General features: G+C 68.7%; 12 protein-coding genes. 2 read left to right on the plus strand and 10 right to left on the minus strand.

Going from position 1 to position 14,622, the window contains the following annotated elements:
- Positions 1 to 201: 201 nt before the first annotated feature.
- The 10 genes from JW364_RS15470 to dop form a co-directional block, all read right to left on the minus strand.
- Positions 202 to 3,012 (minus strand): RNA helicase, encoded by a 2,811-nt coding sequence (locus tag JW364_RS15470; RefSeq protein WP_205334018.1) that lies wholly within the window; start codon positions 3,010 to 3,012, stop codon positions 202 to 204.
- Entirely contained in the window at positions 3,009 to 3,926 is a 918-nt protein-coding gene (gene tatC, locus JW364_RS15475) for a twin-arginine translocase subunit TatC (protein ID WP_091344258.1), read from the minus strand. The genes JW364_RS15470 and tatC overlap by 4 nt, the downstream gene beginning before the upstream one ends.
- A 93-nt stretch (positions 3,927 to 4,019) precedes the next feature.
- Positions 4,020 to 4,292 (minus strand): Sec-independent protein translocase subunit TatA, encoded by a 273-nt coding sequence (tatA, locus tag JW364_RS15480; RefSeq protein WP_058250435.1) that lies wholly within the window; start codon positions 4,290 to 4,292, stop codon positions 4,020 to 4,022.
- Between the two features lie 83 nt (positions 4,293 to 4,375).
- On the minus strand, positions 4,376 to 5,347 hold the full coding sequence (locus tag JW364_RS15485) for a YafY family protein (protein WP_068969983.1): 972 nt from the start codon (positions 5,345 to 5,347) through the stop codon (positions 4,376 to 4,378).
- Complete coding sequence (locus JW364_RS15490; RefSeq protein ID WP_068969984.1) at positions 5,347 to 6,339, minus strand: YafY family protein; 993 nt, start codon at positions 6,337 to 6,339, stop codon at positions 5,347 to 5,349. The genes JW364_RS15485 and JW364_RS15490 overlap by 1 nt, the downstream gene beginning before the upstream one ends.
- A gap of 68 nt (positions 6,340 to 6,407) precedes the next feature.
- Positions 6,408 to 7,766: a Pup--protein ligase gene (pafA, locus tag JW364_RS15495; protein WP_004019052.1), complete on the minus strand. Its 1,359-nt coding sequence runs from the start codon at positions 7,764 to 7,766 to the stop codon at positions 6,408 to 6,410.
- Between the two features lie 75 nt (positions 7,767 to 7,841).
- Complete coding sequence (gene prcA / locus JW364_RS15500) at positions 7,842 to 8,633, minus strand: proteasome subunit alpha (RefSeq protein WP_058250432.1); 792 nt, start codon at positions 8,631 to 8,633, stop codon at positions 7,842 to 7,844.
- Positions 8,630 to 9,511 carry a proteasome subunit beta gene (gene prcB / locus JW364_RS15505; RefSeq protein ID WP_068970063.1) on the minus strand — a complete coding sequence of 294 codons (882 nt, stop codon included), beginning with the start codon at positions 9,509 to 9,511 and terminating at the stop codon, positions 8,630 to 8,632. The genes prcA and prcB overlap by 4 nt, the downstream gene beginning before the upstream one ends.
- Entirely contained in the window at positions 9,508 to 9,699 is a 192-nt protein-coding gene (locus JW364_RS15510; protein WP_004019064.1) for a ubiquitin-like protein Pup, read from the minus strand. The genes prcB and JW364_RS15510 overlap by 4 nt, the downstream gene beginning before the upstream one ends.
- Positions 9,700 to 9,895: 196 nt before the next feature.
- On the minus strand, positions 9,896 to 11,395 hold the full coding sequence (dop, locus tag JW364_RS15515) for a depupylase/deamidase Dop (protein WP_058250430.1): 1,500 nt from the start codon (positions 11,393 to 11,395) through the stop codon (positions 9,896 to 9,898).
- 67 nt (positions 11,396 to 11,462) lie between these two features.
- Here dop and glgP point away from each other — a divergent pair, with 67 nt between their 5' ends.
- Together glgP and JW364_RS15525 are read left to right on the plus strand one after the other, a co-directional pair.
- Entirely contained in the window at positions 11,463 to 14,057 is a 2,595-nt protein-coding gene (gene glgP, locus JW364_RS15520) for an alpha-glucan family phosphorylase (protein WP_205334019.1), read from the plus strand.
- A 102-nt stretch (positions 14,058 to 14,159) separates the two neighbouring features.
- Positions 14,160 to 14,585, plus strand: coding sequence for a nitroreductase family deazaflavin-dependent oxidoreductase (locus JW364_RS15525; protein WP_078112415.1), 426 nt, complete (start codon positions 14,160 to 14,162; stop codon positions 14,583 to 14,585).
- The last annotated feature ends 37 nt before the right edge of the window (positions 14,586 to 14,622 follow it).

The following is a 14,622-nucleotide window of genomic DNA, read 5'->3' on the forward strand; positions in this document are numbered from 1 at the left end:
CACTCGGCCGTTCACCCGGACGGGTGCCGGCGAACTGTGACGTCGCGGCAGTATCGGGGCAGGACACGCCGACACCGAATGCGGGATGAACGTTACCTCAGCGGCCTGGGACTATCAGCGAACATCGCGCGTGGCCCGGCGTCGCGTCGTCCGGTGAACCGACACCGGCGCACACTCGTCGGCGGACGTCGACGGCGCGGTTCAGCCCAGCTCGGCGGCGACCACGCCGCGGCGGATGGCCTTGACCGCTGCCCGCGCCGTCCCACCGAGGCGCGTGTCGGAGCCCACCCCGAGTCGGATCTGTTCGAGCAGGTCCACGACCTGCCGGTTCCATCGCACGAAGTCGCCCGGAGAGAGCAGCTGGCCGCGTTCGCCCGCCAGCAACAGGGCCTCGCCGAGCGAACGACCCGACGCCCACGTGGCCACGGCGACCGAGAAACCGGTGTCGGGTTCGCGTGTCGGACTGACCCGATGACGCTGCTCGACCGCGGTGACCCGCGACCAGATCTCGACGGTCGCGGCCATCGCCGCACGCATCGAGCTGCTGCCGGGCAGGGCGTCGACCCCGCTGTAACTGTCGCGCCGGCTCTCGTAGACGAGTGCGGCGACGACCGCGGCGAGGTCGGGGGGTGACAACTCGTCCCAGACCCCGGCTCGGATGCACTCGGTCACGACCAGGTCGCTCTCGCTGTAGATACGGCCGAGCAGCTTGCCCGAATCGGTCACCATCATCGTGTGCCCGGTGGACTCGGTCGACTCGGCGACGCGCTCGAGATATCCCAGCTCGCTGAGGACGCCGACGATGTGATCGAAGGTGACCCCGAGGGTGGACGTCCGCTCCCCGATGCTGCGCTCGGCGTTGACGATGTCGCGCACCAGCCGGTTACGGCGTTCGGCGAGCCGGAACAGCTCGTCACCGTTGGACAGCTGATGTGCCGGGTGCGCGCGCAGGGTTCGCCGAAGGTGCGCGAGTTCGGTGTCGTCGGCGGCGTCGGCGCGCTTCTTCTGACGTCCGCGCGGCATCTCGATGCCGGTCGATCGCAACGCCGACGCCAGGTCGCGGCGACCGCGCCCGGTGCGTCGGTCGGCGTTCTTCGGCATCCGCATGTTGCCCAGCACCTCGGGCGGGTTGACGAAGTCGCGGGTACCGACGCGTCCGCACCAGGCGTCCTCGGTCAGTACGAGCGGCTTGGGATCCTGCGCCTGCGTGGCCGGTTCGATGATGACAGCCAGACCGCGGTGCCGGCCGACGGGTACGCCGATGACATGACCGCGTTTGAGTGCGGCCAGGTCGGCGGTGATGGCGTCGTGTGTATTGACCCGCTTGCGGTACTTCAGATCTCGTTCACGGCGGCGGATGTCCTCGCGCAAAGTGATGTAACCCAGGAAGCCCGCGTACGGACCGTCGTCCGAATCCGATTCGGCGCCACCGGGTTCCAGTCCCCGCGCCTGCGCTGCGCGGGCCAGTTCGCCGTCGAGCTTGCGCAACGCCCGTTGCGCCTCGTCCAGCTTTCGCGCCTGACCGACGACCGATCGATCGGCCTGGAACTGGGCGAACGACCGATGCAGCAGCTCACGCGCGCCGTCCAGGCCCAATCGACCGAGCAGGTTGACCGCCATGTTGTATTCCGGGGAGAACGAACTCCGCAGCGGGAACGTCCGCGCGCCGGCGAGGCCGGCGACCTCCTCCGGAACCACCTCGGGTGTCCACACCACGACGGCGTGACCCTCGACGTCGATCCCGCGACGGCCGGCGCGACCGGTCAGCTGCGTGAACTCGCCGGGCGTCAGGTCGACGTGCGATTCGCCGTTGTACTTCACGAGACGCTCGAGAACCACCGAGCGAGCGGGCATGTTGATGCCGAGCGCGAGCGTCTCGGTGGCGAACACCATCCGGACCAGGCCGCGCACGAACAGTTCCTCGACCGTGTGCCGGAAGGTCGGGAGCATGCCCGCATGGTGCGAGGCGAGTCCGCGTCGCAGCCCCTCGCGCCACTCATGCACCCCCAGCACGTCGAGGTCGGCCGGTGCCAGTTCGGTGAGATGGCGGTCGACGATCGCGTCGACCTCGCCGATCTCGGCGGGTGTGAGAAGCGAGATCCCGGATCGCAGACACTGCGCCAGGGCGGCGTCGCACCCGACACGGGAGAAGATGAACCCGATCGCCGGGAGCAACCCCTCGCGGTCGAGTCGCGTGACGAGGTTCGGCCGGGAGAGCACGGGCCCTCGTCCGTCGCGCCGACGGGGCGCGCCGCCACGTCCTCGGCCACGGCCGCGCGACGCCTCCCGCTCGTCGTCGGCCATCAGGATCCGGTGCCGGATCTGGCGTTTGAGCTCCGGATTGACGCGCGGACGCGTGCCGGCCTTGCGGGCCGGACCGGTGTCGGCCGGATCGAACAGGTCGAACAGTCGCTGCCCGACGAGCATGTGCTGGGACAGCGGCACCGGACGGTGTTCGTCGACGATCACCGAGGTGTCACCGCGAACCGTCTGGATCCAGTCGCCGAACTCCTCGGCGTTGCTCACCGTCGCCGACAGACTGACGACCCGCACCGACGGTTCGAGGTGCAGGATCACCTCTTCCCACACCGCCCCGCGGAACCGGTCCGCCAGGAAGTGGACCTCGTCCATGACGACGTGGGACAGACCGTCCAGTGCCCGTGATTCGGCGTAGATCATGTTGCGGACGACCTCGGTCGTCATGACGACGACCGGGGCATCGGGATTGATCGAACTGTCGCCGGTGAGTAGCCCGACCGACTCGTGCCCGTGGACGGCAACGAGATCGTTGTACTTCTGGTTGCTGAGCGCCTTGATCGGCGTGGTGTAGAAGCACTTCGAGCCACCGGCCAGGGCCAGATAGACGGCGAACTCGCCGACGATGGTCTTGCCCGCGCCGGTCGGTGCGCACACCAGCACACCGTGGCCGCCCTCGAGCGCCTCACACGCGCGGCGCTGGAAGTCGTCGAGGCGGAAAGCGAGTCTCGACGTGAACGAGTCGAGTTGGGTCACAGGACGTCGTCGAAGGTCTCGCGTGCCCGCGTCGACGTACGGGTGGCGTTGGCGACCGCGTTCGCCGGCGCCGGGATCGGCGATGCCGGGGCGATCGGTTTCGTCGGCGGCAGTGGGCTGGCCTCGTCATCGGAGAGGCCCGCCCATGCGGGCGCCTTCTTCGCCTTGCGCCGGTCGAAGATCCGCGCGAACTGGATCGCGAACTCGAGCAGCACGGTGAGCGCGAGGGCCAGTGCGAGCATCGTGAACGGATCCTGGCCCGGTGTCGCGATGGCGGCGAAGACGAAGACCGCGAAGATGAGCCCGCGGCGCCAGCTCTTCAACCGGGCGTAGGTCAGCACGCCGACGACGTTCAGCGCGATGATCAGGAGCGGGAGTTCGAAGCTGACGCCGAAGATCACCAGGACGTTGAGCATGAAGCCGAAGTACTGGTCACCGGCGAGTGCCGTGACCTGGACCTCGTTGCCGACCGTGAGCAGGAAGTCGAAGGCCTTGGCCACCACCAGATAGGCAAGCACCGCGCCGCTGACGAACAGGGTCGTCGCCATCGCGACGAACATGATGCCGTAGCGACGTTCGTGGGCGTGCAGACCTGGCGTGATGAACTGCCAGATCTGGTAGATCCACACCGGGCAGGCGAGGACCACACCCGCGGTCAGCGCGACCTTCAACCGGAGCATGAACTGGTCGAACGGACCGGTCGCCAGAAGGCGACACGAATCATCCGGTGTCAGCGTCGCGCGCGACGACGCAGGCAGATCGCAGTACGGCCCGCGCAGGACGTCGCCGAGCGACGGGATGCCCAGGAAGCCGTGGCTGTACCAGACGAACCCGAAGATGGTGGTGGCGATGATGGCGAGCAGCGAGATGACCATACGGGTGCGCAACTCGTACAGGTGCTCGACCAACGACATGGTGCCGTCGGGATTGAGTTTTCGCTTGCGTTGCCGCGGGTCGAGGCGTCGGGGAATCGGGAGAGTGCGCACTGGCGATGCTCCGACGCGCCCCTAAGCCGATTTCTTGGCGTCGGCGTCGCGCTGCGTGGCCGGCTGGGTCGAGTCACCAGCGGGCAGCTCGCGTCGTGCCGGATCGGTCGCTGCCGCGTCGGTGGTGGCCTGCGCATCCTTGTCGTCGTCCTTCTGCATCTCCTTGACCTCGCTCTTGAAGATGCGCAGCGACTGTCCCAGACCACGGGCGGCGTCCGGCAGCTTCTTCGAGCCGAACAGGATCAGCAGCACGATGGCGACGATCGCCCAGTGCCACCATGACGTGAAGCCCATGAGATCACCCTTCAGTTCGGAGCAGACAGTGTCCAATGCTACCCGACACACGCCGAGCCGGAGGGGCCCAGCCGTGGCCGGTCTCAGCGATAACGCCCGCGGGCGGCCTCCGCGGTGTCGGCGACCGCGGCGGCGACCGCCGGGTCGTCGACGACTCGCACGGCGCCGGCGAATCCGAGCAGGAACCGGGTGAGCCATTCCGGCGAGCCGTAGACCAGCCGGGCGCGGACGGGGAGACCTGGATCGGGCCGGTCTTCGACCGTCTCGAGGGGTTCGAGCGGGTAGTAGTCGAGAATCCACAGGTGATCGGCGTCGATCTCGATCTCGACGGCCGGAAGGTCGGGGTCCTCGGCGACGAGCACCGACTGATTCGACGCCGCCGCCTCGGCCGGCGGACGGCTCGGCTCGTCGAGGGCGGTCGCGGTGTCGACGCGGTCGAATCGGAACAACCGCACGCCTTCGGCCATCCGGCACCAGGCCTCGAGATAGGTGTGCTGGTCCATGACCTGCAGGCGGATGGGGTCGACCACGCGGTCGGTGACGCTGTCGCGTCCGGCCGAGTAGTAGCGCAGCCGCAATGCCCGCGCTTTCTTGGTGGCCTCCCGGATCGTCGTGTACGTGGGGTTCTCCCCCGACGGGCCGGCGGGCGTGTCGGACGCGCCCGCGACCCCCGGCACCGTCGCACCCACCGCCTGCTCGATCTTGGCGATGGCCCGCCTGGCCGCGGCCACATCGACGACCCCGGGGGTCTCGACCAGCGCCCGCAGCGCGACGAGGAGCGTGCTCGCCTCCACGGTCGTCAGCCGCAGTGGCCGGTCCATGCCCGCGGTGAACCCGACCGTCACGTACCCCTCGCTGAACTCGAGCTCGATCAGGTCGTCGGGGTAATAGCCCGGTAGCCCGCAGACGAAGAGCAGCTCGAGGTCCTTCGTGAGCTGCGCTTGCGTGACCCCGAGTTCGTCGGCGGCCTGAGCAACCGAGATGCCCCGGCGGGCCTGGAAATACGGGACCATCGCCAGCAGTCGGTTGAGTCTCGACGGCGCTGCCGCGGCCATCAGACGCTCACCCCCATCAGACGGTCGAGGCTCGCGATGACGAGCTCGCGCAGCTCGGGTGGATCGAGGACGACCGCATCGCGGCCCACACCAAGCACCATCCGTGCCACCGCGGTCAGCGAGTGGATGTCGAGGGTCACGATGTCGCCGCGTTCGCCGTCGAAGTCGGCGGGTTCAGTCGTCGTCGCGGCCCTGCGGAGGCCGAATGCCCGGTCGGCCGCGACCCAGATCCGCGCGACCCGTCCGTCCGAACCGGCAGCGGAATCGACCGCCGCGGAGACGATCTGCTGGAGATCAGTGCCGGCCGGGACCACGACCGCGTCGGCGGCACCGACCGCGGCGACCGCCGTGATCCGCGACAGCCGGAAGGTCCGGGTGGCGTCGCGGTCACGGTCGTGGCCGACGACGTACCAGCGGCCCCGGTGTGACACGACCCCCCACGGTTCGACGCGTCGGGTGGTCGGGGCGGCCGCGGCAGACGATCGATGTTGGAACTCGACGGCACGGCGGTCCTGGACCGCGGCGAGCAGGCCGGCGATGACCTCTTCGGAGCCGAGCGATCGTGATGACCCGCCCGAGGTGATCCCCAGATCGTCCTCGGAGCGGACATCGAGCCCGGCGGCCCGGAGCTTGAGGATCGCCGTCTGCGACAGCGTCGAGACCTCGGGGGTGTCCCACAGCGCGGCGGCCATGGCGATCGCCGCGGCCTCGTCGGACTCCAGCGAAACCTCCGGCAACTCGTACGAGTCGCGGTCGATGCGGTATCCCTCGGCGCCGGCCGCCATCGGCGAACGGCCGGTCACGAGGGGGATCCCGAGATCTCGTAGCTCGTTCTTGTCCCGCTCGAACATCCGGTTGAACGCCTCGTCGGACTGCCCGTCGTCCGAATAGCCCGCGACGTTGCGGCGGATGTAGTCGGCGGTGACGTACTGTCGCGTCCACAGCAGGCAGATCACGAGGTTGAGCAGACGCTCGACTTTGGGGGTTGCCACCGAGTCAGGTTAGAACGTGGCCGTTCACCGCGTGCGGAGGCACGCTGGGTTCGCCGGTGACCCGGCGCTCACATCGAGGCGATGAGGCGATCGACGCGCTCGTCGACACTGCGGAACGGGTCCTTGCACAGCACCGTCCGCTGGGCCTGGTCGTTGAGCTTGAGGTGAACCCAGTCGACGGTGAAGTCACGCCCGGCTTTCTGCGCGGCCGAGATGAAGTCGCCCCGGAGCTTGGCGCGGGTGGTCTGCGGCGGCTCGTTGACCGCGGTCTTGATGGCCTCGTCGGTGGTCGCCCGGGCGACCAGCCCCTTGCGCATCAGGACGTCGAACACGCCGCGGCCGCGTTTGATGTCGTGGAACGCCAGGTCGAGCTGCGCGATCTTCGGATCCGAGAGCTCCATCGAGTACCGATCCTGGTAGCGCTGGAACAGCTTGCGCTTGATGACCCAGTCGACCTCGGTGTCGACCTTGGCGAAGTCGTCGCTCTCCACGGCGTCGAGCATCCGTCCCCACAGGTCCACGACCATGTCCATCTCGGGGTCTGGTCGGCGGTTGGTGAGGTGCTCGACGGCGCGTGCGTGATACTCGCGCTGGATGTCGAGGGCGCTGGCCTGCCGACCGCCGGCGAGGCGCACCGGGCGTCGCCCCGTCGGGTCATGGCTGACCTCGCGGATGGCGCGGATCGGATTGTCGAGCGCGAAGTCCCGGAACGCGACACCGGCCTCGATCATCTCCAGGACGAGAGCCGCCGAACCGACCTTGAGAAGTGTGGTCATCTCCGACATGTTCGAGTCGCCGACGATGACGTGCAGCCTGCGGTACTTCTCGGCGTCGGCGTGCGGCTCGTCGCGCGTGTTGATGATCGGGCGCGACCGGGTGGTCGCCGAGGAGACGCCCTCCCAGATGTGCTCGGCGCGCTGGGACAGGCAGAAGGTCGCGGCCTTGGGGGTCTGCAGAACCTTGCCCGCACCACAGATCAGCTGGCGCGTCACGAGGAACGGCAACAAGACGTCGGAGATGCGGGAGAACTCCCCCGCCCGCACGACGAGATAATTCTCGTGGCATCCATAGGAGTTGCCGGCCGAGTCGGTGTTGTTCTTGAACAGATAGATGTCGCCGCCGATGCCCTCGTCGGCCAGGCGTTGTTCGGCATCGACGAGCAGGTCCTCGAGAACCAGTTCGCCCGCGCGGTCGTGGTTGATCAGCTGGATGAGGCTGTCGCACTCCGCCGTGGCGTATTCGGGATGCGATCCGACGTCGAGATAGAGGCGAGCGCCGTTCTGCAGGAAGACGTTCGAGGACCGGCCCCACGACACGACCCGGCGGAAGAGGTAACGCGCGACCTCGTCCGGACTCAGGCGGCGGTGGCCGTGGAAGGTGCACGTGACACCGAACTCGGTCTCGATGCCCATGATTCGTCGCTGCACTTGACCAACCCTACTCGCGCGGACCGCGGCGGACCGGTCGACACGCACCGGCCGCCGCACGCCGCGGCGTTCTCGTCACTGTTCGGAGGATGGCGTCTCACCAGGGGCTTCGTCCACCTCGGACGGTGTATCCGAGGACTGGGCCGCCGCAGCCTGCGGGAGGAGCCCTTCGACCGTGGACGTCGTGAGGCGCCGGAACGCGCGCCGTGGACGGTTGTGGTCGAGGACGGCGACCTCGAGGTCGCCCGCGGCGAGCACCCGGCGTTCGGTCGGGGTCCCGCCACCGTTGTCGGCCGGCGCCGTCAGGGCGGTGACCGCGACGCCGATCGCCCGGCCGAGCTCCATGTCGGGCTCGTAGCTGTCCTTGAGGGCCGCCGCGATCGGTTCGGTCGCCCCGCCCATCACCAGGAAGCGGGTCTCGTCGGTGATCGACCCGTCGTAGGAGATCCGGTACAGCTGCGACCGTTTCGGCTTGCCCGGACGGGCGACCTCGGCGACGCAGAGCTCGACCTCGAACGGCTTCGCCTGCTCGGTGAAGACGCTGCCCAGTGCGTTGGCGTAGGTGTTGGCCAGCGACAGCCCGGACACGTCGGCACGGTCGTAGCTGTAGCCGCGCATGTCCGCGATCTGGATGCCGGCCTTGCGCAGGCTCTCGAACTCGTTGTACTTGCCCACCGCCGCGAAACCGATCCGGTCGTAGATCTCGCTGGTCTTGCGGAGCGTGTTGGACGGGTTCTCCGCGACGAACAGCACACCGTCGGCGAACGTGAGGATCACGACGCTGCGTCCCCGGGCGATGCCCTTGCGAGCGAGCTCCGAGCGATCGCGCATGATCTGCTCGGCACTGGCGTAGTACGGGAAGGTCATCGGGCACCCCCCTCGTGCTCGGCGCTGCGGCGTTCGACGACGGCACGTGCCGCCGCCTCGATGTCGGTCGCGTCCACCTCCCGGGCCCCGTCGGCGCCGACGATGGCGGCCATCGGGAAGATCTTGCGGACCAGATCGGGCCCGCCGGTCGCCGAGTCGTCGTCGGCGGCGTCGTACAACGATTCGACGGCGATCGCGAGCGCCTCGTCGGCGGTCAGATCGGGTCGGTAGAGCTTCTTGAGCGAGGACTTGGCGAACACCGACCCCGAGCCGATGGCGGTGTAGCCACCGAACTCCTCGTGCCGGTCACCCGCGACGTCGAAGCTGAAGATGCGTCCGCGTTCGTTCGGATCGTCGTGGTCGATGTCGTAGCCGACGAGCAGCGGAATGGCCGCCAGACCCTGCAGGGCCGCGCCGAGATTGCCCCGCACCATCGACGCCAGCCGGCTGACCTTGCCGTCGAGGGTCAGCGGGACGCCTTCGATCTTCTCGTAGTGCTCGAGTTCGACGGTGAACAGCCGGACCATCTCGATCGCGATCCCGGCGGTGCCGGCGATCCCGGCCGCCGAGTACTCGTCGGTGATGTAGACCTTCTTGACGTCGCGCGTGGCGATGAGGTTGCCCATGGTGGCCCGGCGGTCCCCGGCGAGGACGACCCCACCCGGGTATGACACGGCCACGATCGTCGTGCCGTGCGGGATGTCACCGGCGCCGTCGGCGCCGCCGGCGAACGACCCCACCCGGTCGACCTGGGCCTGCGGGAGTTGTTCCGGCGCATGCGTCCGGAGGAATTCGGTGAACGACGAGATGTCGGCGCCGGCGAACGAGCCGGGGCGGAACTGGGACAGCGGGGGCAGTGAACCGAACCTGTCGCTCACTGGCCGCCCTTCTGGACGTAGGCGCGCACGAAGTCCTCGGCGTTCTCCTCCAGCACGTCGTCGATCTCGTCGAGCAGGTCGTCGGTGTCCTCGGCCAGCTTCTCGCGACGTTCCTGTCCGGCGCCGGAATCGGGGCCCACGCCCTCGTCGTCGCCGCCGCCACCACGCTTGGTCTGTTCCTGCGCCATCTGCTGCCTCCTTGAAACCGATCGCCCCTTGGCGGGCTACCGCGGTCGAGGGAGTCGGGATCGGGTGTCGCTGTCGCGGCGGTGATCCGGTGTCTCGACCCTGCGGAATCGTGTGCTCCCACACTACCTGTGGGGACGACAACTGTGGCGGAACGAAGCACATGCACGTCGGAGATGGGCGAGGCGCCGCGACATGTCAGGTGGTGAGCTGATCCACCAGTTCGGCGGCCGAGTCCACCGAGTCGAGGAGCTTGCCGACGTGCGCCGCGGTGCCGCGTAGCGGTTCGAGGGTGGGGATACGGACCAGCGAGTCCCCGCCCAGATCGAAGATGACCGAGTCCCAGCTCGCCGCCGCGACGTCGGCGCCGAACCGGCGCAGACACTCGCCGCGGAAGTAGGCGCGCGTGTTCCGCGGCGGCTCGCTGATCGCGGCGAGCACGTCGTTCTCGTCGGTCAGCCGCTTCATCGACCCGCGCGCGACGAGCCGGTTGTACAGCCCCTTGTCGAGCCGGACGTCGGAGTACTGCAGGTCGATGAGCTGCAGACGCGGCGCCGACCACGACAGGTTCTCACGCTGGCGGAAGCCCTCCAGGATGCGCAGCTTCGCGGGCCAGTCGAGGATGTCGGCGCACTCCATCGGGTCGCGCTCGAGGCGGTCGAGCACGTCCGCCCACGTCTGCAGGACGTGTGCGGCGCGCTGGTCGTCGGAGTGCTCCTGGTCGTGGAACTTCTGACAACGCTCCAGATACTCCCGCTGCAGAGCGAGGCCGGTGAGCTCGCGACCGTCGGTGAGTGCGACCGTGGCCGTCAGCGACGGGTCGTGACTGATCGTGTGTACGGCCTGCACCGGCCGCGCGAGCTCGATGTCGGAGAAGTCGACCCCGGCCTCGATGAGGTCGAGGACGAGCGCGGTGGTCCCGACCTTCAGGTAGGTCGAGGTCTCGGCGAGGTTGGCGTCGCCGATGATGACGTGGAGTCGCCGGTATCGCTCGGGGTCGGCGTGCGGCTCGTCGCGGGTGTTGATGATGCCCCGCTTGAGCGTGGTCTCCAGCCCGACCTCGACCTCGATGTAGTCCGACCGCTGCGACAGCTGATAACCCGCCTCGTCGCCGGACTGGCCGATACCCACGCGTCCCGAACCGGTGATCACCTGCCGGGACGCGAAGAAGGTCGTGAGCCCGGCGATGACGGCGGTGAACGGGGTCTCCCGCGCCATCAGGTAGTTCTCGTGGGTGCCGTAGGAGGCGCCCTTGCCGTCGATGTTGTTCTTGTACAGCTGCAGTTTCGGAGCGCCCGGGACGCTCGCCACGTGACGAGCCGCGGCCTCCATCACGCGCTCCCCGGCCTTGTCCCAGATGACCGCGTCCATCGGGTCGGTGACCTCGGGCGCGGAGTACTCGGGGTGGGCGTGGTCGACGTACAGCCGCGCCCCGTTGGTGAGGATCATGTTGGCCGCACCGATCTCGTCGGCGTCGATGATCGGTGCGGGTCCGGCCCCGCGGCCGAGGTCGAAACCTCGGGCGTCGCGAAGCGGCGACTCCACCTCGTAGTCCCAGCGTGTCCGCTTCGCGCGCGGTACACCGGCGGCCGCGGCGTAGGCGAGAACCGCCTGGGTGGACGTCATGATCGGGTTCGCGGTCGGGTCGCCGGGTGCGGAGATTCCGTACTCGACCTCGGTCCCGATGATTCGCTGCATCCTTCGAGGGTAGATGTTCACTTGCCACCGGTCGCAACCACCGCACGTGCTGAGTACGGTCGACGCCGTGAAAGCATTCCGCCGGTTCACCGTTCGAGTGCCGCTGCCCGACCGGATCGCCGACCTCGCGCCGTTGTCGCACAACCTGCGCTGGGCCTGGCACACCCCCACCCAGGAGCTGTTCGCCACCATCGACCCGCGCCTGTGGTCGTCGACCGGCGATCCGGTCCGGGTTCTCGCCGACACCGACCCCACCCGTCTGGTCGAGCTGGCCGACGACGAGGGTTTCGTGGCACGGGTCGCCGAGGCACACGCCGACCTCGAGCAGTATCTCGATGCACCGCAGTGGTTCCAGAGGTATGCGGCCGAGTCATCGGGACAGGACGGTTCGGCGCATGACCGGGTGGTGCCCCCGGGAATCGCGTACTTCTCGATGGAGTTCGGTGTCTCCGAGGTCCTGCCGATCTACTCCGGCGGCCTCGGCATCCTCGCCGGTGACCATCTCAAGGCGGCCTCCGACCTCGGGCTGCCGCTGATCGGCGTCGGATTGCTGTACCGCTCCGGTTACTTCCGCCAAGGCCTCGATCACGACGGCTGGCAGATCGAGCGGTATCCCGTGAACGATCCCGCCGACCTGCCCCTCACGCTCCTCGCCCCGGGCGACGGCGCGGAGCCGGTGATCGTCGAGGTCGCGATGCCCGGCGGGGCGACCCTGTCGGCCCAGGTGTGGGTGGCGTCGGTGGGCCGAATCCCGTTGCTGCTCCTCGACTCCGACATCGATCGCAACGATGACGAGCCCGAAGGCGCCGCCCTGCGCGCGGTGACCGACCGGCTCTACGGCGGGGATCAGGAACACCGGATCGCACAGGAGATCCTGCTCGGCATCGGCGGTGTCCGCGCGCTCCGCGAGTACGTCCGGATCACCGGCCGGCCCGTGCCGACGGTGTTCCACATGAACGAGGGACACGCGGGCTTCCTCGGCGTGGAACGCATCCGCGAGTTGGTGGCCGGCGGGCTCGACTTCGACACCGCGGAAGCGGTGGTCCGCGCCTCGAACGTGTTCACCACCCACACCCCGGTGCCGGCCGGGATCGACCGTTTCCCCGCCGACCTCGTCGCCCGTTACCTCGACGCCGACTCCGACGGCAAATCCCGCCTGCTGCCCGGGCTGGCCGCGGCGACGGTGGCCGAACTCGGCGACGAGGCGGACCCCGGCGTCTTCAACATGGCGCACATGGGATTTCGGCTCGGGCAACGCAGCAACGGGGTGTCGCAGCTGCACGGTGCGGTGAGTCGGGAGATGTTCGCCGACCTGTGGCCGGGTTTCGACGCCGCCGATGTGCCAATCGGCGCGATCACGAACGGCGTGCACGGACCGACCTGGGTGGCCCCGGCGTGGCGCGACTTCGCCGACGGGGACGAGGACTCCGCGCCCGAGGTGTACGCGGACCTGTCCGACGAGACGATCTGGCGAACACACGAGAAGCTGCGCGAGGAACTAGTCGACGAGGTGCGGCGGCGAGCACTAGCCAGCGGCCTCGACCGCGGCTTCACCCACGCCGAGCTGGCATGGACCGCCGACCTGTTCGACCCGCACGTGCTGACCATCGGATTCGCACGGCGAGCGGCGACCTACAAGCGCCTGACGCTGATGCTCCGCGATCCCCAACGCATGCGCACCATCCTCACCGATCCCGATCGGCCGGTGCAGCTGGTCATCGCGGGCAAGGCCCACCCGGCCGACGAGGGAGGCAAGTCCCTGATCCAGCAGGTCGTCCGGTTCACCGAGGATCCGGAACTGCGCGATCGCATCGTGTTCCTCCCCGACTACGACATCTCGATGGCGCGTTTCATCTACGCCGGTTGCGATGTGTGGCTGAACAATCCGGTCCGTCCCATGGAGGCCTGCGGGACCTCGGGGATGAAATCGGCGCTCAACGGCGGACTCAATCTGTCGATCCTGGACGGCTGGTGGGACGAGATGGCCGACGGCGACAACGGGTGGGCGATCCCGTCCGCGGAGGGGATCACCGACGAACATCGTCGCGACGATCTGGAGGCGCAGGCGCTGTACACGCTCCTCGAGGAGACGGTGATCCCCCTCTTCTATCGCCGGGCGGACGACGGTGTACCCCGCCGGTGGGTGGAGATGATGCGCCACACCCTCACTCGGCTCGGACCGCAGGTACTCGCCTCGCGCATGGTCCGCGACTACACGACCGACCTCTACTGCCCGGCCGCCCGCGCCTATCAGTCCGCATGCGCCGACTCCTACGCGGGCGCACGCGACCTCGCCGTCTATCGGCGCACACTGGAGACCGGATGGTCGTCGGTTCTGGTGGCCGGTGTGGAGGACGAGCGTCGCGAGGACGGACTCTGGATCACCGCCCATGTGGCATTGGGAGACCTCGCGCCCGAGTCGGTCGCGGTGCAGGTGGTGCTCGGCCGGGTCGGCGACGACGGCGAGATCCTGGCACCGACGTTCACCGACATGACCGCCGGTCCCGACCGCGATGCGTCGGGCCGGGTGGTGTTCACCGCACTGGTGCCGCCGTCGGCCTCCGGTCATCTCGGCTACACCGTGCGGGTGCTGCCCCGCCATCCGCAGTTGTCGTCGGAGTCCGAACTCGGGTTCGTACGCTTTCCGGCGACGACCGGTTGACGGATCCCTCCATCCCCGGGGGTGATTCAGGGTCTTCCCGGATGCCGTCGCCGCCCTCGCCACGCCACACTGGTCGAACAGAGCCAGTGACGGGAGGACCGGATGGCCGTGTCGTCGACGGTCGCGAGGACGGCGTCGCAAATCGCTTCGATGCTGGGTGAGCGACGCATGTGGCTGGTGGCGGTGCTCAACAAGCACGTGACCAACCGGATGGTGCTGCTGTGGGCCGGGCGCGTCCCGGGGATGGCGGTCATCGAACACGATGGTCTCCGCAGTGGCCGCCGCTACCGGACGCCGGTCATGGCGCTGGCGTCGGGCCGCGATTTCTGGGTCGTCCTGAACTATGGCGCAGGGTCGGACTGGGTGGCGAACGTGCTCGCGGCGCGGGGGGCCTCGATCCGACACCGCGGTCGTCGATGTCAGATCGGGGACGTCCGCGTGCTGCCGGCGTCGCGGAGCGGCGCACCCCTCCCCGACAGCCTCGACGACGACCGGAAGGTGCTGTGCGCCGTCGTGCGAGACGTCTGACGGAACGGACCGCCCGTCAGTGCTGGTCAGCCGCCGC

It is taken from the genome of Gordonia sp. BP-119, assembly GCF_016924115.1.
GTDB lineage: Bacteria > Actinomycetota > Actinomycetes > Mycobacteriales > Mycobacteriaceae > Gordonia > Gordonia hongkongensis.